Here is an 18,245-nt window from a genome sequence, read left to right as displayed (position 1 = left end):
AGTCGGCGGGGTCAGCGGATCTCGGTGACCGCGCGGGCGGCGGTCAGCAGCGTGCCGTCGTGCGTGAGCCGCACGGCGTGCTCGATCTCGGGGGCGAGGTAGCGGTCGGGGCCGGGGCCGGCCACGTGCTCGCGCAGGGCCGTGACGACGGCCGCGGTCGCGGGGGCGGGCGCCACTCCGAGCGCGGCGCACCGCAGGTCGAGCGCCCGGGCCGCCGTCAGCAGCTCGATCGCGACAACGCGCTCGAGCCCGTCGATCGAGCGCCGCAGCTTGCGCGCGGCCGACCAGCCCATCGCCACGTGGTCCTCCTGCATCGCGCTCGAGGGGATCGAGTCGACGCTCGCCGGCACGGCGAGGCGCTTGAGCTCGCTCACGATGCCGGCCTGGGTGTACTGCGCGATCATGTGCCCGGAGTCGACGCCGGGGTCGTGAGCGAGGAACGGCGGCAGGCCCTGGCTGCGGCTCGCGTCGAGGAAGCGGTCGGTGCGGCGCTCGCTCATGCTCGCCAGATCAGCCACGGCGATGGCGAGAAAGTCGAGCACATAGCCGAGCGGGGCGCCGTGGAAGCTGCCGTTCGACTCGACCCGGCCGTCGAGCGTCACGACCGGGTTGTCGATCGCGCTCGCGAGCTCGCGGGTCGCGACGCTCGCCGCGTGGGCCATCGTGTCGCGCACGGCTCCGTGCACCTGCGGGGCGCATCGCAACGAGTAGGCGTCTTGCACGCGCGTGCAATCGTCGGTGCGATGACTGGCCACCACGGGCGAGCCGCTCAGCACGCGGCGCATGTTCTCGGCGCTGGCCGCCTGGCCGGGGTGGGGGCGCAGGTGCTGCAGATCCGCGGCGAAGGGGCGATCGGTGCCGAGCAGTGCTTCGACGCTCATCGCCGCGGCGAGGTCGGCCGTCGCCACGAGGCGGTCGAGGTCGGTCAGGGCCAGGGCGAGCATCCCGAGCATGCCGTCGGTGCCGTTGATGAGGGCGAGGCCCTCCTTCTCGCGCAGCTCGACGGGCTCGACGCCGCAGGCGTCGAGTGCCTGAGCGGCGGGCATGATGGCTCCGGATGCGTCACGCACGAGTCCTTCGCCCATCACCGCCAAGGCGCAGTGCGCGAGCGGGGCAAGGTCGCCCGAGCAGCCGAGGCTGCCGTACTCGCCGACGACGGGGGTGATGCCGGCGTTGAGCACGGCGGCGTAGGTCTCGGCGACGACAGGCCGGGCTCCCGTGCGCGCGGTCGTGAGCGTCTGCAGCCGTAGCAGCATCGTGCCGCGCACGACCTCGCGCTCGACCTCGGGGCCGCTGCTCGCGGCGTGCGAGCGCACGAGGGAGCGCTGCAGCTCGGCGCGCTTCGCGACCGGGATGTGTGTCGTCGCGAGCGCTCCGAACCCGGTCGAGACGCCGTAGTGCGGCTCGACGTCGTCGGCGAGACCCTCGACGATCCCGCGCGTGACAGCCATCGCGGCCAGCGCATCGGCGTCGATCACGACGGTCGCGTCGTGCCGCGCGACGGCGACGACCTCGTCGATCGTGAGCGGGCGGCGGCCGAGCGTGATCTGCATGACCCCAGTGAACGCGTCGCGCCCGCCGCTCGCACCGGGCTAGCGCGATAATCTGTCTGAGATATCAGACAGAAGGGTGGATGCTCGTGCCCGAGGTGCCCGCCGCCCGCGCCGCCCTGCGCATCGTCACGCACCTCGCGCACCACAGCGACCCCGTCCCCGCCTCGACCCTCGCGCGCGAGCTGGAGCTACCCCGGTCGAGCGTCTATCAGCTGCTGCGCGTGCTGCAAGACGAGGGCTTCGTCGTGCACTACCCCGAGGCGCGCGCCTACGGCCTCGGCGCCCTCGTCGCCGAGATCGGCGGCTCCGTGCTGAGCGCGAGTCGGCTCGCCCGCCTCGGCGGGCCGCTGCTCGACCGGCTCGTGCGCGCCGCCCCGGTTCCCGTCGTCGCGCAACTCGCCGTGCTCGCGGGCGGCGACGTGTCGTACGTCGGCCAGGTCGCGGCCCCGCGCGCCCCGACGACGGTCGTGCGCGTCGGCGTGCGCCTGCCCGCGCACCTCACGGCGACGGGCCGTGCCATGCTCGCCGCGCTGCCCGGGGCCCAGGTGCGCGCGCTCTTCCCGCACCGCGAGGCCCTCATCACGCGCCGCGGGGTCGGGCCGCGCACGCTGCCCGAGCTCGACCGCATCCTCGCCCTCGCACGGTCGGCGGGCATCGCGACCGAGAACGGCGAGATCACCGCGGGCTACGCCTCGGTCGCCGCCACCGGGATCGACCGCACGGGCTACCCCGCTGCCGCGCTCGGGCTCACCTATCGCGCCGAGGCGGTGGGCGCTGAGCAGGTGGATGCCCTGACCGCCGCCGTGCGCGAGGCCGCCGCCGCGCTCAGCGCGCGTCTGCAGGGTCGGGCGTAGCCGGGCCGCTCGCGGTCACCGACGCGCGGCCGCGGTCGAGCAGCAGCATGACGACGGGCGTCACGAGCAGGGCGAGCGGCACGAACAGGGCCGAGCCGAGCAGCCCGAGAGCACCGACGAACCCGCCCTGCGCATCCGCCGCCTCGCCGAAGGCCACCACGATGGGCACGTTCGCGATTCCCGCGACGATCGCCGAGAGCGCGTGGGCGCCGATGCGCCACCAGGGCCCGCGGTGGCGCAGCAGCGTCGCGCCGAGCGCGACGAGCACCGCCCAGATGGCGAGCGCAGGGCCCGCGAACCCGAACACGAACTCGGGCACGACGCCCAGCAGCTCGCCGGGCTCGAGCTCGGCCAGCACCCCATAGACGACGAGCACGAGCACGGCGAGCACGAGCACGGTCGTCGCGATGAGCACGACCGCCTCCCGAGCGATCCGCATGAGGGTCACGCCGGGGGCGGTGCCGAGCCCTCCGCCGGAGGCGCGGGAGCCGACGGCTCGTCCTCGCCATCGAGCTTGTCCTTCACGTCACCGACGACCTCTTTGGCCTTCTCCGCCACGTCGCCCGCGAACTCCTTCACCTCGCCGCCGAACTCCTTGGCGTTCTCCGCCACGTCGCCGGCGAACTCCTTCGCCTTCTCGGCCGCGTCACCCGCGACCTCCTTGGCCTTCTCCACGAAATCGTCGATGCCCACGTCGTCACCCCTTCCTGCGCCGGGAGTCTCCCGTCGCGCCCATTCTGACCACCCCGGCCCCCGGACGGAAGAGAGATCGTGCAGTTCTCGGGAACGACGAAGCGGGGCCGCACCCGAAGGTGCGACCCCGCTCGCGAGTTCCGAAGAACGCAGTGCTGAGAACCTACTTGAGGATCTTCGTGACCGTGCCGGCGCCCACAGTGCGGCCACCCTCACGGATGGCGAAGCCGAGGCCCTCCTCCATGGCGATGGGCTGGATCAGCTCAACGACCATGTCGGTGGTGTCGCCGGGCATGACCATCTCGGTGCCCTCGGGCAGCGAGATGACGCCGGTGACGTCGGTGGTGCGGAAGTAGAACTGCGGACGGTAGTTCGTGTAGAACGGGTTGTGACGGCCACCCTCGTCCTTCGAGAGGATGTACGCGGTGCCCTCGAAGTTCGTGTGCGGCGTGACCGAACCCGGCTTCACGACGACCTGACCGCGCTCGACGTCCTCGCGCTTGGTGCCGCGGAGCAGGAGACCGCAGTTCTCGCCGGCCCAGGCCTCGTCGAGCTGCTTGTGGAACATCTCGATACCCGTGACGATGGTCTTCTGCGTCGGGCGGATGCCGACGATCTCGACCTCGGAGTTGATCGCGAGGGTGCCGCGCTCGGCGCGACCCGTCACGACCGTGCCACGGCCGGTGATCGTGAAGACGTCCTCGATGGGCATGAGGAACGGCTTGTCCTTGTCGCGCACCGGGTCCGGAACCGACTCGTCGACGGCGTCCATGAGGTCGAGGATGGACTGGGTCCACTTCTCGTCGCCCTCGAGGGCCTTGAGGCCCGAGACGCGCACAACGGGGGCGTTGTCGCCGTCGAAGCCCTGGCTCGAGAGCAGCTCGCGAACCTCGATCTCGACGAGCTCGAGGATCTCCTCGTCGTCGACCATGTCGCTCTTGTTGAGGGCGACCAGCAGGTACGGCACGCCGACCTGCTTGGCGAGCAGCACGTGCTCACGGGTCTGCGCCATCGGGCCGTCGGTCGCCGCGACCACGAGGATCGCGCCGTCCATCTGAGCAGCACCGGTGATCATGTTCTTGATGTAGTCGGCGTGGCCGGGAGCGTCGACGTGCGCGTAGTGGCGCTTCGGCGTCTCGTACTCGACGTGCGAGATGTTGATCGTGATGCCGCGCTGACGCTCCTCGGGAGCCGAGTCGATCGAGGCGAAGTCGCGCTGGACGTTGGTCGCCGAGGGGTACTTGTCAGCAAGCACCTTCGAGATGGCGGCGGTGAGCGTGGTCTTGCCGTGGTCGACGTGACCGATGGTTCCGATGTTGACGTGCGGCTTGCTCCGCTCGAACTTGGCCTTAGCCACTGTGGGTCCTCCTCAGGACTTGTTTGCTCAGCATCCGATGTGCGAACGCCGCGCGGTTTGGTGTGTATGTATCGTACTCAGGCTCGGCGAGCCCTCGCAGGTCGGGTGATTACTCGCCCTTGTTCTTCTGGACGATCTCGTCGGCGACGGCCTTCGGGACCTCCGCGTAGCTGTCGAACGTCATGGAGTAGACGGCACGCCCGGAGGTCTTCGACCGCAGGTCGCCGACGTACCCGAACATCTCCGACAGCGGCACGAGCGCCCGAACGACCTTCACACCCGTCGCGTCGTCCATCGACTGGATCTGACCGCGACGGGAGTTCAGGTCGCCGATGACGTCGCCCATGTACTCCTCGGGGGTGCGCACCTCGACCGCCATGAGCGGCTCGAGAAGCACGGGGTTCGCCTTGCGCGCGGCCTCCTTGAAGGCCATCGAGCCGGCGATCTTGAACGCCATCTCCGAGGAGTCGACGTCGTGCGCTGCACCATCGATGAGCGTCGCCTTCACGCCCACCGTGGGGAAGCCGGCGAGGACGCCGACCTGCATCGCGTCTTGGATGCCCGCGTCGACCGAGGGGATGTACTCGCGCGGAACGCGACCACCGGTGACGGCGTTGACGAACTCGTAGCTCGTCTCGGGCGTGACCTCGAGGGGCTCGAGGCTGATCTGGATCTTCGCGAACTGACCCGACCCACCCGTCTGCTTCTTGTGGGTGTAGTCGAACTTCTCGATGGTCTTCTTGATCGTCTCGCGGTAGGCCACCTGCGGCTTGCCGACGTTCGCCTCGACATTGAACTCGCGCTTCATGCGGTCGACGAGGATATCGAGGTGCAGCTCGCCCATGCCCTTGATGACGGTCTGGCCGGTCTCGACGTTCTGCTCGGTGCGGAACGTCGGGTCCTCCTCCGCCAGCTTCTGGATGGCCGTGCCGAGCTTCTCCTGGTCGGCCTTGGTCTTCGGCTCGATGGCGACCTCGATCACGGGCTCCGGGAAGGTCATCGACTCGAGCACGACCGGGTTGTTCGGGTCGCAGAGGGTGTCGCCCGTGGTCGTGTCCTTCAGGCCGATGACCGCGTAGATGTGGCCAGCGGTGACCGAGTCGACCGGGTTCTCCTTGTTGGCGTGCATCTGGAAGATCTTCCCGATGCGCTCCTTCTTGCCCTTGGTCGAGTTGATGATCTGGGCACCGGAGTCGATCGCGCCCGAGTACACGCGCACGTAGGTGAGGCGGCCGAAGAAGGGGTGCACCGCGACCTTGAACGCGAGGGCCGCGAAGGGCTCCTTCGCGTCGGGCTTGCGGATGATCTCCTTCTCCTCGTCGCGCGGGTCGTGCGCGATCGTGGCCGGAACATCGAGCGGGCTCGGCAGGTAGTCGACGACCGCGTCGAGCATCGGCTGCACGCCGCGGTTCTTGAACGCCGAGCCGCACAGCACGGGGTAGATCTCCGAGGCGATCGTGAGCTTGCGGATCGCCGCCTTGATCTCGGCGACGGTCAGCTCCTCGCCCCCGAAGTACTTCTCCATGAGCGCGTCGTCGGTCTCGGCGACCACCTCGAGCAGCGCGGTGCGGTATTCGTTCGCCTTCTCGACGAGATCGGCGGGAATCTCTTCGATCTCGTACTTGGCACCCATCTCGACGTCACCCTTGGCATCGCCGCGCCACGTGAGAGCGCGCATCTCGACCAGGTCGACGACGCCCTCGAAGGAGCTCTCGAAGCCGATCGGCAGCTGGATGACGAGCGGCTTGGCACCGAGGCGCTTGATGATCGTGTCGACCGTGAAGTAGAAGTCGGCGCCCAGCTTGTCCATCTTGTTGACGAAGCAGATGCGCGGCACGTCGTACTTGTCGGCCTGGCGCCAGACGGTCTCCGACTGGGGCTCGACGCCCTCCTTGCCGTCGAAGACGGCGACGGCGCCGTCGAGCACGCGCAGCGAGCGCTCGACCTCGACCGTGAAGTCGACGTGGCCGGGGGTGTCGATGATGTTGATCTGGTGCTTGTTCCAGAAGCAGGTCGTCGCAGCCGACGTGATCGTGATGCCGCGCTCCTGCTCCTGCGCCATCCAGTCCATCGTCGAGGCGCCGTCGTGGGTCTCGCCGATCTTGTGGTTCACGCCCGTGTAGAACAGGATGCGCTCGGTCGTGGTGGTCTTGCCGGCGTCGATGTGCGCCATGATGCCGATGTTGCGGACCTTGTTCAGGTCGGTGAGCACGTCGAGTGCCACAGCGGTGTCCTTACGTTTGGTTTTTCTTCAGTGTTGGTGGCTCTAAACCGTGTCGGCCCGGGACGGGCCGCCACCCGAGGTTCGCAGCGGGGGCCAGAAATGGCCCCCGCCTTGAGCGAACCTCGGCGCGCTACCCCGCTTCGGGGCCTCCGGCCCTTCAGCGATAGCGCGCTACCAGCGGTAGTGCGCGAAGGCCTTGTTCGACTCGGCCATCTTGTGGGTGTCTTCGCGACGCTTCACCGCGGCACCGAGGCCGTTGGATGCGTCGAGGATCTCGTTCATGAGGCGCTCGGTCATCGTCTTCTCGCGACGCGCCTTGGCGTAGCTCGTGAGCCAGCGCAGCGCGAGCGTGTTGGCGCGGTGCGGCTTGACCTCGACGGGAACCTGGTAGGTCGAGCCACCGACACGACGCGACCGCACCTCGAGCGTGGGACGCACGTTGTCGAGGGCTTTCTTCAGCGTGGCGACAGCATCCTGGCCGTTCTTGGCGGACACTCCCTCGAGCGCACCGTAGACGATGCGCTCGGCGAGGCCCTTCTTGCCGTCGAGCAGGATCTTGTTGACGAGCTGGCTGACGATCGGGGCGCCGTAGACGGGGTCTGCGACGACGGGGCGCTTCGGCGCCGGTCCTTTACGAGGCATTACTTCTTGTCCATCTTCGCTCCGTAGCGGCTCCGCGCTTGCTTCCGGTTCTTGACCGCCTGAGTGTCGAGCGCGCCGCGCACGATCTTGTACCGCACGCCGGGCAGGTCTTTCACACGACCGCCGCGGACGAGCACCATCGAGTGCTCCTGCAGGTTGTGGCCCTCGCCGGGGATGTAGGCGGTGACCTCGGTGCCGTTGCTGAGCTTGACGCGAGCGACCTTGCGCAGGGCCGAGTTCGGCTTCTTCGGGGTCGTCGTGTACACGCGCGTGCACACGCCGCGCTGCTGCGGGTTGGCCTTGAGGGCCGGCGCCTTGGTCTTCGAGACCTTCGGCGTGCGGCCCTTGCGGACCAGCTGCTGAATAGTGGGCAAAAAGTGCTCCTTGTGAATGCTGCACGGTGACAGCGGTTGCGGTTGGATGTCCCCGTCCGGAGCTGCGCTCCGGTCGGGCTCACGCGAATCCGACGGTGTCGACGAGCGCGCTCGCCGATGACGGATATGCCGTGGGGGTGTGGACTCGGCTGCCGGAGCAGCCGGATCACCAGGGACCCTCTGCGTGCGCCTCCCCCGCGCTGGCGGCTCCGTTCTCACGGCACAGCACAGACGCGTGCCGAAGCACACACACGCCCAAGAATAGACCCCGCGCGGGATGCGGTCAAACGGCGGTGTTGGCGCCGATCGTCGCGCGGTGCTCGGCGAGCTCTTGCTCGTAGGCCGCGCGGTTCGCCGCGTTGCGCGCGCGGGCCGTGCGCCCGCGCTTGGCCACGAGACCGCCGACCCAGATCGGCACCTCGCGGGCCGCGATCGCGGCGGCGAAACCGAGCGGGTTGGTGAGCTGCTGCAGCACGACCGCCCCGACCTGCGACGCCGGTGCGCCAAACGCGCCCGCCGCGATGATGGCGGCGCCGACGAACCCGACCCACACCAGCACGGCGACGATGAAGCCGCCCAGAACGTGCGCCCACCATCCGGCGCGGTTCACGATCACGATGAGCAGCAGGTACGCCAGGAAGAAGACGAGCACGGGCACCCAGTAGGTGACCGAGGAGAGGAATTGCAGAGCGGGCGCGAGGCCCGAGCGCGAGCCGATCAGGGCGATCAGCAGCACGAGCAGGGCGTAGGCGGCGGCGAAGAGACCGGCACCGAGCAGGGCGACGAGCGCGCCGACCCCGCGGGCACCGCGCTTCTTCGGCGGCTGCGGGGCCTGCACGAAGACGACCGTCGGCGAGGCCGGAGCGGCCGCAGGCACGCTCTCGGTCACGGACGTGACGGGCTCGGCCGTCGGCTCGATGGTGGGCTCAGTGGTGTGCGCGGTGGTCGACTCGGCGCTCTGCCCCGCGTCGACCGCGACCTCGGGCGTCTGCTCGGCGGACGTCGCCGCGCCTGACTCCGGCACCGCCGCGGCAGCCTGATCGTCGGTGGGCTCGGATGCGGACTGAGTGGCCATGGCGCGTCCTTTCACGGGGAATACGAACGCGCCACCCTACCAAGGCGAGGCGTCGGGATGGTCGGCGCGAGCATCCCGACGCGACGACTACGGCGTGGGAGTCGGGGTGGGTGTCGCCGCGTCAGAAGGCTCGGGGTCGGGCGTCGCCGGGTCTTCGCCCTCGGCGGGCGCCTGACCGTCGACGATCACGGGCGCTTCGCTCACGACGTAGTAGAACACCGAGATAACCGTGTTGCGTCGATCGGTGGTTCCTTCGGTGTATGACCCGACGTTGACGAAGGTGAATCGGTTGGAGAGCTGCAGGGACTCGATGAACTGCAGCGCGAGGGGGAACTCGCCGTTGACCGTGATCACGACGGGCACCTGCAGGAGCGTGCCTGCGGGCACCTGGCCGAACTCGTCGGGCACGACGTCGACGCTTGACGGGAGGGCGACCGACACCTGCGCCGAGTCGAGGATCACGCCACTGCTAACCACGGCCGCCAGGAACACCTCACTGAAGTCGGCGTACTCGGCGTACGAGGGGAACTGACCCCGGACCTCCTCCAACTGATCGCGGAGGTCGTCGATCGCCGCGAAGTCGGCGGCGAGGGCATCCGTCGTTGCCTGGAGCGCCACGTTCTGAGCGAGGACTGCCTGGCGGTCCGCCTCGGCCTGGCTCGCGGCCGCGAGTCGCGGCGACACCCCGAGGAACCAGCCCAGGGCGACGATGACGATCACGGCGATGGCGGTCGCGAAGGTCCAGATTCGGGTCGCTGTCGAGTTCATCCGTTGGCCGCCTCGTCGGTCAGACGGCCGGAGAGCGCCTCGGAGCTGAGGTTCACGGTCACCGTCGTCATATAGGTTCCGTCTGCCTGCAGAACGATGGAATCGAGGGCCGCGTCACCGTACGCCGGCAACGTCTCGAAGCTCCGCAACCAGCTGTACGGTGCAGGCAGACCCGCCGTGTTGAGCGTCAGCACCATCGTCGCGGTGGGAAGCACCCGCAAGGGATCCTGTCTCAGGAGAACAGGGTCGGCGATCGCGGCCGTCGTGATCGTTGCCGCCTCGAGCGTTCCATCGGCGGCGAGGATCGCCAGGTACGGCTCGGCGATCGTCCGCCAGAGCACCTCGCGCTCGGTGACTGCTTGCCGTTGGGCGAGGATGTCGGCGAGCTGCCCGCGGACCTCGAGAACCTCCTGGTACGAGAGCTGCTCGCCGAGAAGCTGCTCGGTCACCGCGCGTTCCGCAGCGAGTCGCGCTTCGGCGTTCGCAGCGTAGAGCGTCGCCGCGACGATGGCTCCGGCGACGACGAGCACGGCCAGCACGACGATCGAGATGAGCCCGCGCCGCCGAACAGCCTCGCGCTTGCGGAGGGCGACCTCGGCGGGCATGAGGCTGGCGCGAGGAACCCCGCTCAGAGTCAGGGGGGCGAGTTCACGGTCTTGTGCGCGGCTCATGCTCCACTCCCCACGGCGAGCCCGATGGCCGTCGTCCACGATTGAATGCGCTCGTCGTCCGCCTTCCCGCGAAGGCCGCGCGCGAGCGTCGCGCTCGCGAGCGGATTGACGGGGACGACGGAGATGCGGGTCGACTCGGCGAGCGCCGAGGCGAACCCGCTCATGCGCGTGGCACCACCGCCGACGGAGAGGTGCTCGAACACGGTGCCGGGTCGCACACCCGCGAAGTAGGCGAGCGTGTTGCGGATCGCGGTGAGCAGTTCGCTCGTCGACTCGTGGATGACCTCGGCCGCCCGCTGCTGCTCCTCGTCGCGCGGCACGGTCGTGAGACCCAGGTCGCGCTTGAGCGCCTCGGCGCGCTCGCGCGGCACCGCGAGGCGAGACATGATCGCGCGCGTCGCGTCATCTCCGCCCGCCGGGATGATGCGCACGAACAGAGGGGCTCCGCCCTTCACGATCACGATCGACGTCGCGTTGGCGCCGATGTTCATGTGCACGGCGGTGCCCTGGGTGGGCTGCGATCGGCTGTGCACCCGTGTCATGGCGAAGGGCAAGAGGTCCATGCTGACCGGCGTTAGGCCCGCCATGGTGACGGCGCTCGTGTTCATGGAGACGGCCTGCTTGAAGGCCGCGATGAGCAGACCGTTCACGACGGGGCCTGTCTCGTTCGTGCCCTCGGAGATCGCGTAGTAGTCGAGGATGGCGTCGGCCACGGGCACGGGCAGAAGGTCTTGCACCTGGAAGGGAAGCGATTCCCTGATCTGGGCGAGGGGCATGCGCGGCACGACGAGGTCGCGCACGATGACGCTCTGGCCGCCGATCCCCATCGCGACGTCTTTGCTGCGGAACCCGCCGCTCGCCCAGAGCCGCTTGAACGCCGACGCGACGGTATTGACCTCGAGGATCTCGCCCCGCTTCACCGAGCCCTCGGGCAACGGCACCTCGTGCGCCCGGATGATCGTGGGATTCGGCTTCGAGGCGTCGTCAATCTCGACGGCGCGCAGGGTCGAGCTGCCGATGTCGACTCCGACTACTGGCTTGCCCATGCTCCCCCTCAGTCCAGGCCGAACAGCGCCAGATAGGCGCTGGCGAGTTGTTCGCCGATGATGATGCCCACCCAGGCTCCTGCCAGCATCCACGGCCCGAACGGGATTCCCGTGCTGCGACTCGCCCGGCGCGCCAGAATGAGCCCGATGCCGACCAGGCCGCCGATCAGGAAGGCGGCGAGTGCGCCGACCGCCAGCGCGCTCCACCCGACCCAACCGAGGTACAGCCCGAGCACGCCTGCGAGCTTGACATCGCCCATTCCCATGCCGCGCGGGGAGATGAGCGCGAGCGCCAGGTACAGGGCGAAGAGGATGCCCGCGCCGGCCGCGGAGCGCGCGAACGAGATCGGATCCGCCGCCAGGAGGGCGGCCCCGCCGAAGAGCACGACCCCCACGAGGTACGACGGCAGGACGATCGCGTTGGGCAGTCGGTGGGTGTCGAGATCGATCGCGGCCAGCGCGATGCTGACAGCCGCGAGATACAGGAAGGCGATCAGCACGACGATCGCGGCACCGATCGACGGGGCATCGGTCGCCGCGACGATGGCGGGCCCGAAGAGCAGTGCGACACCGGCGAATGCCAGAGCGGTCAGCAGCTCGACGAGCGGGTACCGCACCGAGATCGGCGCGTCGCAGGTGCGGCACCGACCACGCAGGAGCAGCCAGGAGACGACGGGGATGTTGTCGGCCGGTCGGATCGCGGTCGAGCACGACGGGCACCGGCTCGCCGGGCTCACCACGGAGAGCCCGAGCGGCACGCGGTGCACGACGACGTTGAGGAACGACCCGATGAGGGCGCCGAAGACGCCCACGCCGGCGGCGAGGGGGATCACGGGCGGACCTAGTTGCTCGCCTGCACGTTGCGGAGCGACACGAGCGTCCGGTCGGCCTCGGTCTCGGCGCCGCCCGCACTGGACTCGCCCGTCGACAGGTTGACGTTCGGCAGGCCGATCGGCACGTAGGCGATCGTCGCCGATCCGCCGAGCGAGGCTTGACCGGCGAAGAGTTGGCCCTTGATGTAGAGCCCGGAGGCGATGTTGGCTGCGCACGGGGTGTAGATCATCGTGGAGATCGTGGTCTGGAAGCTGAATCCGCCTCCGATTCCGAACGCGCCGCCTGTCGGGCAGGTGGGCAGATCGTTGTCGACCGAGTCGGGAATGATCAAGCGCAACTGGGCAGCTGCGGTCGAGGTGAATCCACCGCTACCACCAAGATCGAACTTATTGGCGATGACCGCCAGGTCGTTGCGCATGGCCAACTTGTCGTTGCCGCCCAGGACGAATCCGTTGGAGCATGCTCGGGCGTCGATCACTCCTCGATTGGCGCCGATGGTCGCGAGGGCGCTCGTGTAGGTTGCGACAGAGCAGGTGCTCAGGGTCACGATGGTCTGCCCTGTCCAATCACTGGCGCGGTAGGCGAAGTCGACCCAGTTCGGCACCAAGGGCCGTGGCGGGGTGAGATACGGGCTAGCTCCCGGGCCCGAAGGAACAACCGTGAGTGCTCCGATCGATCCGGCCCCATTCGGGCGCGTCAGCGAGCGCGTGGTCAAGCGACCATCGATCGTGCTCCCCCAGGTCATCGAGGTGGCGCCCGCAATCCAGGCGTTCTGTCGAATGCCGGTACTCGAGTCCATCGTGAGCGACTGTGAAGTGACATTGCCCCCGATGTACGTGCCGCCGCCGCTCAGCACGGTGTCGGCTGTTGACCACGCGTTTCCGAGAATGCGGCTGCTGCCTGAAACGCTAATGCCCGCCGCGACAGCGTTGCCGGAAACGGGAACGTTGCCCGACATCGTCAAGCGACCTGAAGCCCAGACATTGCCGTTGATCGCGCAGGAACCGCTGATGGAGAGCGTGCCATTGTCGACGACCCAATCGGCCGTGCCAGCGCTCGCGCCGCTGCACGTCACATTCCCCGTCTTGACCAGCACGCTCGGTGCCGAACCACCGAACGAGACGAGGGTGCCAGAGCCCCCGAAGCCCGTCGAGTTGTAGGCGTACACGGCCGGGCCGGAGGCGACGGTTCCCGAACTCACCGCGACCGACGACAGCAGGGCCTCGAGGCTGGTCTCGTCTCCGAAGTCAGCGGTTCCGACGGCCGGTTGGTTCGACTCGCCGGTGGAGAGGATGCGCACCTGCTGAGTGAGCGTGGTCGGGCATCCGCGGGTCCAAGACGACCCGGACGGGACCCAGACGGTCGCCATGTAGACCGGCGTGGCACCGGGAGAGTTCTCGTAGACGCCGCCGCGCGAGACGCAGGTGCCCGCGATGAGTCCCGCACGGGCGGCAGCGATCCCGGCCTCGGCGCTCGCCTGCGACTGGACGCTCGCTCGGGTTGCCGATGTGAACGAGAGCGACCCAGCCAGCGTGGAGCCGATGACGGCCGTCACGATGACCCCCACCGCCATGAGGCCGATGACGGCGACCATGGCCATGCCCTGGTCGTCGTCGCGACGGGCGGTCAGTCGGCGGGTGAGCGATGTCAGAAACATGCTGTGCTCTCTGTCAGGCCCGTGAGCCGGGCGGCGGTGAATCTGATCAAGACTGGTGAGGTGTCGCCCGTGGCGACCTGGTACGACGTCGTCAGGAGCGGGCCGTTGGCGGCGAAGACGGGTGTCGTGCCGACCTTCTGCACGCCCTCGGCAAGGAGGGTCCACGTCGCGAGCGTCGCGGTGTTGGGCGCGGAGATCGCGGTCGAGCGGGTCGTCGTGCGCAGCTGCTGCGTGCTGGCCTGGTAGTACCACGCGGTGCAGCGCCACGTGATGGTGGCGGTCGACGAGGCGACCCGCGCGATGAGCAGCTGGTCGTTCGTGCCCACCGTGGTCAGCCGGAAGCTCGAGGAGTTGCGGATGGGCGTGCCGATCGAGTCGGCCACCAGTTGCGCCGACCGCGTGTCGGTCGTCACTGTCGCTACGGTGCGCTCCGTCGTCAGGAGGCTCACCATGATGCCGACGACGACGGCGCTGACTAGCCCGAGCAGGAGGGTGGTCACCATGAGCTCGATGAGCGTGAGCCCCGACTGCTCGGTGCGCAGTCGGATGGTCGCGGCCGGTGCGGCGCTCATTCGACGAACACCAGCGTGGCGGCCTGGGCGACCGTGGCGTCGGTATCGGTGCGCACGGCCACGGCGGAGACCCGAACGGTGCCGACGCCCGTCGGGCAGGCTCCGACGGTCGTGGTGACGGTGATCGTCACGTTGCGCGAATCGGTCACCGAGGTGGTGCCGACGAGGCTCGCGACAGCTGAGCAGGTGGGCCCGTTCGCCTGCGCGATGCGCATGCGGTCGTTGACGAGCTGCGTCGCCGTGGCGACGGTGGAGTTCTCGGCACTGACCTGGAGGCTCTGGATGAGCAGGGGCGCGAAGGCGATGGCGAGGAGGGCGAGCATGAACATCGACACGACGATCTCGATGAGGCCGAAGCCCTCGTCGGCGAGCACGCGGAGACGGCGGACGCCTCTCGTGTTCTCGATCATGATCTGCCCCCCGGCCGAATCGCTGGTGTTGCTGTGGAGTGGTGACGACCCGTGTTCGGAGCCCTCACGAAACTGAAGCGGGGTGGGGCGGCCGGTACGGCCACCCCACCCGCGTGTCAGCGAGGTTGCTGAGGTCAGCAGCCGCCGGTCTCGGCACCGTCGAGATCGGTGATGTGGAACTCGGCCTCGGTCGACGAAACCGCTTCGATGCAGATGCCGGTCGAGGCGGCGGTCACGATCGTCACGCTGTCGGTGTCGCCGCTCTGAACGAATCCGTACTCCGTCAGGTCGGCGGTGTCAGTCGTGTATTCGCCGTCGTTGGCCGTCGCGTAGGCGAGCAGCGCGACCTTGGCGTTGGCGAGGTCGGACTTCGTCGCGGCCTCGCGGGCCTGGTTCTGCTGGCCCAGGAAGACCGGGATGGCGATCGCGGCGAGGATGCCGATGATCAGGACGACCACGAGGAGCTCGATCAGGGTGAAGCCCTTCTCGTTCTCCTCCAGGCGGCGACGCTGGGTCTCGAGTGCAGTAGTGATGGACATGTGTCCGTTTCCTTTCCCATCAAGTGAAGGTTGACAGGTGGGCCCCCCACGGAACATGAAACCGGCCCCCCATGAATGAGTATCACCGTCGGCTCTCGCGAGGGGCATCCCCAGTGCGGGGGCCACCCGGCGCGCCTACTGGATCTGGTTGAAGATGTCGAAGATCGGCAGGTAGAGCGCCACGATCATGCCGCCCAGCACGACGCCGAGGAAGGCGATCATCATCGGCTCGATGAGCGATGTCAGCGCCTCCGTCGTGCTCTGCACCTCGGCGTCGTAGAAGTCGGCGATCTTGTCGAGCATGCTCTCGAGAGCGCCCGAGTCTTCGCCGACGGCGATCATCTGCGTGACCATGGAGGGGAAGACCTTCTCCTCCTGCAGCGGCGCAGAGATCGATCGGCCCTGCCGCACGGAGTCTTGCACCTTCGACAGCGCCTGCTCGATCTCCCAGTTGCCCGACGTCGAGCCGATGATCGAGAGCGCCTGGAGGATCGGAACGCCCGAACCGACCATCGTCGAGAAGTTGCGCGCGAAGCGCGCGATCGCCACCTTGGCAAAGAGCGGACCGAACACCGGGATCTTGAGCAACGCTGGCTCGTAGATCGACCGGAACTTCGGAGTGTGCCGGTTCGCCCGCCACCAGATCGTGCCGGCGATGCCCACCACCAGCAGCAGGGGCCCGAGCCAGACCATGTTCTTGGAGATGCCGACCAGGATGAGCGTCGGCAGGGGCAGAGTGCCGCCGAGACCCGCGAACATCTGCTCGAAGATCGGAACGATGAAGATGATCATGCCGACGACCGCGACGAGAGCCATGATCAGCACGGCGACCGGGTAGGTGAGCGCCGACTTGATCGTCGACCTCAGCTGGACCTCCTTCTCGTAGTTCTTGGCGATCGACTCGAGGGCGCTCTCGAGGAACCCGCCGACCTCGCCCGCACGGACGAGATTGACGAACAGAGGAGGGAACACCTTCGGATGCCGGGCGAGCGAATCGGAGAAGGTGCCGCCGCCCTCGACATTGCTGCGAACCTCGTCGAGTGTGCTGGCGAGCACGGTGTTCTCCGACTGATCGGCGAGGATCGCGAGCGCCTTCAGCAGCGGGAGGCCCGCTCCGATCATCGTCGCCATCTGGCGCGACGCGACCGCGAGATCCTTGATGCTGACCCGCTTCTCGAGGAAGCCGCCCAAGGTGATGTCGCGGTTCAACCCCGTACCGGAGGCGGACTGCTTGATCGCGATGGGTGCGATGCCCATGGTGCGCAGTCGGGAGACGACCGAGGCCTCGCTCGGAGCATCCACACGGCCCTTGACGACCTTGCCGCTGGAATCGCGACCGGTGTAGGCGTAGGTGAGCGTGGCGGCCATCAGAGAGTCCCTCCCAGTCCCGGGGTGTACGCGGCACCGGGCGCGGCACCGTCAGCCATCGTCGTGGTGTGATGCACGAGCCGATGGAAGCTCTCGGCGTCTTGCATCTTGGCCTGCGCCGCCTCGCGGGTGACCATGTGGCTGTTGACGAGGTCGGCGAGGTGCTGGTCCATCGTGTGCATGCCCGCCTCTCGACCTGCCTGAAGAGCCGACGGGATCTGGTAGGTCTTGCCCTCGCGGATCAGGTTCGCGATCGCGCTCGTCGTCATCATGATCTCGGTCGCGATGATGCGGCCCTGGCCGCTCGCCCGCGGCAGCAGGGTCTGGCAGACCACGCCCTGCAGGGTCAGCGCGAGCTGAGATCGCACTTGGCCCTGCTGGTGCGGCGGGAAGACATCGATGATGCGGTCGATGGTCTGCGCAGCCGACTGGGTATGCAGGGTGGCGAAGACGAGGTGACCGGTCTCCGCCGCGGTCAAGGCGGTCGAGACCGTCTCCAGATCGCGCAGCTCACCGATGAGGATGACGTCGGGGTCTTGGCGGAGCACCCGCTTGAGCGCGTCCGCGAAGGAGTGCGTGTCGCTGCCGACCTCACGCTGGTTCACGAGCGACCGCTGGTTGTGGTGCACGTACTCGATCGGGTCTTCGATCGTCACGATGTGATCGGCGCGCGAGCGGTTCACGAGGTCGATGAGGGCTGCGAGAGTCGTCGACTTGCCCGAGCCCGTCGGGCCGGTGACGAGCACGAGTCCGCGCGGCAGCGCGGCGAACTTCGCCACGACGCTGGGCACTCCGAGCTGCTTGAGCGACTTGATCTCGGAGGGGATGAGGCGGAATGCGCCCGCCATGGCGTCACGGTCTTTGTAGACGTTGACGCGGAAACGGTCAGCGCCGCGCGGGCTGATTGCGAAGTCGAGCTCCCACTCGCGGGCGAAGGTCTCCCGCTGCACCGCGCTCATGACGCTCTCGAGGATCGACGTCACGTCATCGCGGCTCCACGGCGGAGCGCCCGTGACCGGTCGGAGCTCTCCGTCGACCCGCACCATTGGCGGGGCGTCACCCGCGACATGGAGGTCGGAGCCTCCGCGGGCGATCACATCATCGAGCGCGGCGAGCAGAGCGGGGTGGATGCCCTCGAGGACGGCGCCGGTCGCCACCGGTGGCGGCGCGGCGATCGTGGCGACTCCGGGCGGAGGCGGCGCCGCGTACCCGACGGCGGCAGATGCGGCTGGCGGAGCGGAGGCAGCGGGCGCGGCGGCGGCCAGCGCGGGAGCGGGCACGAGTGCCGGTGCCGGAGCGGGGGCGGAGTAGGGGCGCTGACCGACGGGAGGCGGCGGCGCGAGATGCGGCAAGCCGGTCGCGAGATCGGGCATCGGAGTCACGCTCGTCGGCGGGAACGCCGGAGGTGCCGACTGCGTGACAGCCATCGCAGCGGCCTGGGCAGCGGCAGCCGCCGCGGCCGCGCCCTCCTCGGCACTCACCGACCAGACCCGGCGGCCGCCGGCGGGCTGCGGCGCATCGACCGCCTGGCCGAATCCCAGCGAGTCCGTCATGGTGTCCCCCTTGTGTGCGTGTCTCGTGCGGTCGAGCTGTGGATCAGTGGAATTG

Annotated in this window: 19 protein-coding genes; 1 reads left to right on the top strand and 18 read right to left on the bottom strand. The window is 68.6% G+C overall.

The window, feature by feature from the left end; all coding sequences use genetic code 11:
• Positions 1-11: 11 nt before the first annotated feature.
• On the bottom strand, positions 12-1,553 hold the full coding sequence (gene hutH / locus ACTIE9_RS11560; protein WP_439565726.1) for a histidine ammonia-lyase: 1,542 nt from the start codon (positions 1,551-1,553) through the stop codon (positions 12-14).
• 80 nt (positions 1,554-1,633) lie between these two features.
• Between hutH and ACTIE9_RS11555 the strand changes: the two genes are divergently transcribed.
• A complete protein-coding gene (locus tag ACTIE9_RS11555; RefSeq protein ID WP_439565725.1) occupies positions 1,634-2,407 on the top strand; it encodes an IclR family transcriptional regulator in 774 nt (257 codons plus the stop codon).
• Here ACTIE9_RS11555 and ACTIE9_RS11550 read toward each other — a convergent pair.
• From ACTIE9_RS11550 to ACTIE9_RS11470, 17 genes are all read right to left on the bottom strand, one after another.
• The gene (locus ACTIE9_RS11550) at positions 2,379-2,855 is read right to left on the bottom strand and encodes a hypothetical protein (RefSeq protein WP_439565724.1); all 477 of its coding nucleotides are present in this window, start codon (positions 2,853-2,855) and stop codon (positions 2,379-2,381) included. The two genes, ACTIE9_RS11555 and ACTIE9_RS11550, sit on opposite strands and share 29 nt — an antisense overlap.
• A complete protein-coding gene (locus ACTIE9_RS11545) occupies positions 2,852-3,100 on the bottom strand; it encodes a hypothetical protein (protein ID WP_439565723.1) in 249 nt (82 codons plus the stop codon). Before ACTIE9_RS11545 ends, ACTIE9_RS11550 begins: the two co-directional genes overlap by 4 nt.
• 163 nt (positions 3,101-3,263) lie before the next feature.
• Positions 3,264-4,457, bottom strand: coding sequence for an elongation factor Tu (tuf, locus tag ACTIE9_RS11540; RefSeq protein ID WP_439565722.1), 1,194 nt, complete (start codon positions 4,455-4,457; stop codon positions 3,264-3,266).
• 109 nt (positions 4,458-4,566) lie between these two features.
• The gene (gene fusA, locus ACTIE9_RS11535; protein ID WP_439565721.1) at positions 4,567-6,681 is read right to left on the bottom strand and encodes an elongation factor G; all 2,115 of its coding nucleotides are present in this window, start codon (positions 6,679-6,681) and stop codon (positions 4,567-4,569) included.
• Positions 6,682-6,852: 171 nt separating this feature from the next.
• The gene (rpsG, locus tag ACTIE9_RS11530) at positions 6,853-7,323 is read right to left on the bottom strand and encodes a 30S ribosomal protein S7 (RefSeq protein ID WP_293170090.1); all 471 of its coding nucleotides are present in this window, start codon (positions 7,321-7,323) and stop codon (positions 6,853-6,855) included.
• Positions 7,323-7,697: a 30S ribosomal protein S12 gene (gene rpsL, locus ACTIE9_RS11525; protein ID WP_055821401.1), complete on the bottom strand. Its 375-nt coding sequence runs from the start codon at positions 7,695-7,697 to the stop codon at positions 7,323-7,325. Before rpsL ends, rpsG begins: the two co-directional genes overlap by 1 nt.
• A gap of 283 nt (positions 7,698-7,980) precedes the next feature.
• Positions 7,981-8,772 (bottom strand): hypothetical protein, encoded by a 792-nt coding sequence (locus ACTIE9_RS11520; RefSeq protein ID WP_439565720.1) that lies wholly within the window; start codon positions 8,770-8,772, stop codon positions 7,981-7,983.
• Between the two features lie 87 nt (positions 8,773-8,859).
• Positions 8,860-9,540, bottom strand: coding sequence for a hypothetical protein (locus ACTIE9_RS11515; RefSeq protein ID WP_439565719.1), 681 nt, complete (start codon positions 9,538-9,540; stop codon positions 8,860-8,862).
• Entirely contained in the window at positions 9,537-10,211 is a 675-nt protein-coding gene (locus tag ACTIE9_RS11510) for a hypothetical protein (RefSeq protein ID WP_439565718.1), read from the bottom strand. Before ACTIE9_RS11510 ends, ACTIE9_RS11515 begins: the two co-directional genes overlap by 4 nt.
• The gene (gene pilM / locus ACTIE9_RS11505) at positions 10,208-11,257 is read right to left on the bottom strand and encodes a type IV pilus assembly protein PilM (protein ID WP_439565717.1); all 1,050 of its coding nucleotides are present in this window, start codon (positions 11,255-11,257) and stop codon (positions 10,208-10,210) included. Before pilM ends, ACTIE9_RS11510 begins: the two co-directional genes overlap by 4 nt.
• An 8-nt stretch (positions 11,258-11,265) precedes the next feature.
• Positions 11,266-12,090: a prepilin peptidase gene (locus tag ACTIE9_RS11500; protein WP_439565716.1), complete on the bottom strand. Its 825-nt coding sequence runs from the start codon at positions 12,088-12,090 to the stop codon at positions 11,266-11,268.
• 8 nt (positions 12,091-12,098) lie between these two features.
• Entirely contained in the window at positions 12,099-13,748 is a 1,650-nt protein-coding gene (locus ACTIE9_RS11495) for a hypothetical protein (protein ID WP_439565715.1), read from the bottom strand.
• Entirely contained in the window at positions 13,739-14,320 is a 582-nt protein-coding gene (locus tag ACTIE9_RS11490) for a prepilin-type N-terminal cleavage/methylation domain-containing protein (protein WP_439565714.1), read from the bottom strand. Before ACTIE9_RS11490 ends, ACTIE9_RS11495 begins: the two co-directional genes overlap by 10 nt.
• Positions 14,317-14,730: a type IV pilus modification PilV family protein gene (locus ACTIE9_RS11485; protein ID WP_439565713.1), complete on the bottom strand. Its 414-nt coding sequence runs from the start codon at positions 14,728-14,730 to the stop codon at positions 14,317-14,319. Before ACTIE9_RS11485 ends, ACTIE9_RS11490 begins: the two co-directional genes overlap by 4 nt.
• Before the next feature lie 134 nt (positions 14,731-14,864).
• Positions 14,865-15,269 carry a type II secretion system protein gene (locus ACTIE9_RS11480; RefSeq protein ID WP_439565712.1) on the bottom strand — a complete coding sequence of 135 codons (405 nt, stop codon included), beginning with the start codon at positions 15,267-15,269 and terminating at the stop codon, positions 14,865-14,867.
• 135 nt (positions 15,270-15,404) lie between these two features.
• Positions 15,405-16,637, bottom strand: coding sequence for a type II secretion system F family protein (locus ACTIE9_RS11475; RefSeq protein ID WP_439565711.1), 1,233 nt, complete (start codon positions 16,635-16,637; stop codon positions 15,405-15,407).
• Entirely contained in the window at positions 16,637-18,190 is a 1,554-nt protein-coding gene (locus ACTIE9_RS11470; protein ID WP_439565710.1) for a type IV pilus twitching motility protein PilT, read from the bottom strand. The genes ACTIE9_RS11475 and ACTIE9_RS11470 overlap by 1 nt, the downstream gene beginning before the upstream one ends.
• Positions 18,191-18,245: the final 55 nt, after the last annotated feature.

The sequence above is a fragment of the Microcella sp. genome, assembly GCF_051860105.1.
Taxonomy (GTDB): Bacteria; Actinomycetota; Actinomycetes; order Actinomycetales; family Microbacteriaceae; genus Microcella.
This window is presented reverse-complemented; position numbering and strand designations above follow the sequence as displayed.

Coding starts and splice junctions, on each gene's coding strand:
- hutH (WP_439565726.1), bottom strand. CDS start 1,553: ATGCAGATCACGCTCGGCCGCCGCCCGCTCACGATCGACGAGGTCGTC.
- ACTIE9_RS11555 (WP_439565725.1), top strand. CDS start 1,634: ATGCTCGTGCCCGAGGTGCCCGCCGCCCGCGCCGCCCTGCGCATCGTC.
- rpsG (WP_293170090.1), bottom strand. CDS start 7,323: ATGCCTCGTAAAGGACCGGCGCCGAAGCGCCCCGTCGTCGCAGACCCC.
- ACTIE9_RS11520 (WP_439565720.1), bottom strand. CDS start 8,772: ATGGCCACTCAGTCCGCATCCGAGCCCACCGACGATCAGGCTGCCGCG.
- ACTIE9_RS11515 (WP_439565719.1), bottom strand. CDS start 9,540: ATGAACTCGACAGCGACCCGAATCTGGACCTTCGCGACCGCCATCGCC.
- ACTIE9_RS11510 (WP_439565718.1), bottom strand. CDS start 10,211: ATGAGCCGCGCACAAGACCGTGAACTCGCCCCCCTGACTCTGAGCGGG.
- pilM (WP_439565717.1), bottom strand. CDS start 11,257: ATGGGCAAGCCAGTAGTCGGAGTCGACATCGGCAGCTCGACCCTGCGC.
- ACTIE9_RS11495 (WP_439565715.1), bottom strand. CDS start 13,748: ATGTTTCTGACATCGCTCACCCGCCGACTGACCGCCCGTCGCGACGAC.
- ACTIE9_RS11490 (WP_439565714.1), bottom strand. CDS start 14,320: ATGAGCGCCGCACCGGCCGCGACCATCCGACTGCGCACCGAGCAGTCG.
- ACTIE9_RS11485 (WP_439565713.1), bottom strand. CDS start 14,730: ATGATCGAGAACACGAGAGGCGTCCGCCGTCTCCGCGTGCTCGCCGAC.
- ACTIE9_RS11480 (WP_439565712.1), bottom strand. CDS start 15,269: ATGTCCATCACTACTGCACTCGAGACCCAGCGTCGCCGCCTGGAGGAG.
- ACTIE9_RS11475 (WP_439565711.1), bottom strand. CDS start 16,637: ATGGCCGCCACGCTCACCTACGCCTACACCGGTCGCGATTCCAGCGGC.
- ACTIE9_RS11470 (WP_439565710.1), bottom strand. CDS start 18,190: ATGACGGACTCGCTGGGATTCGGCCAGGCGGTCGATGCGCCGCAGCCC.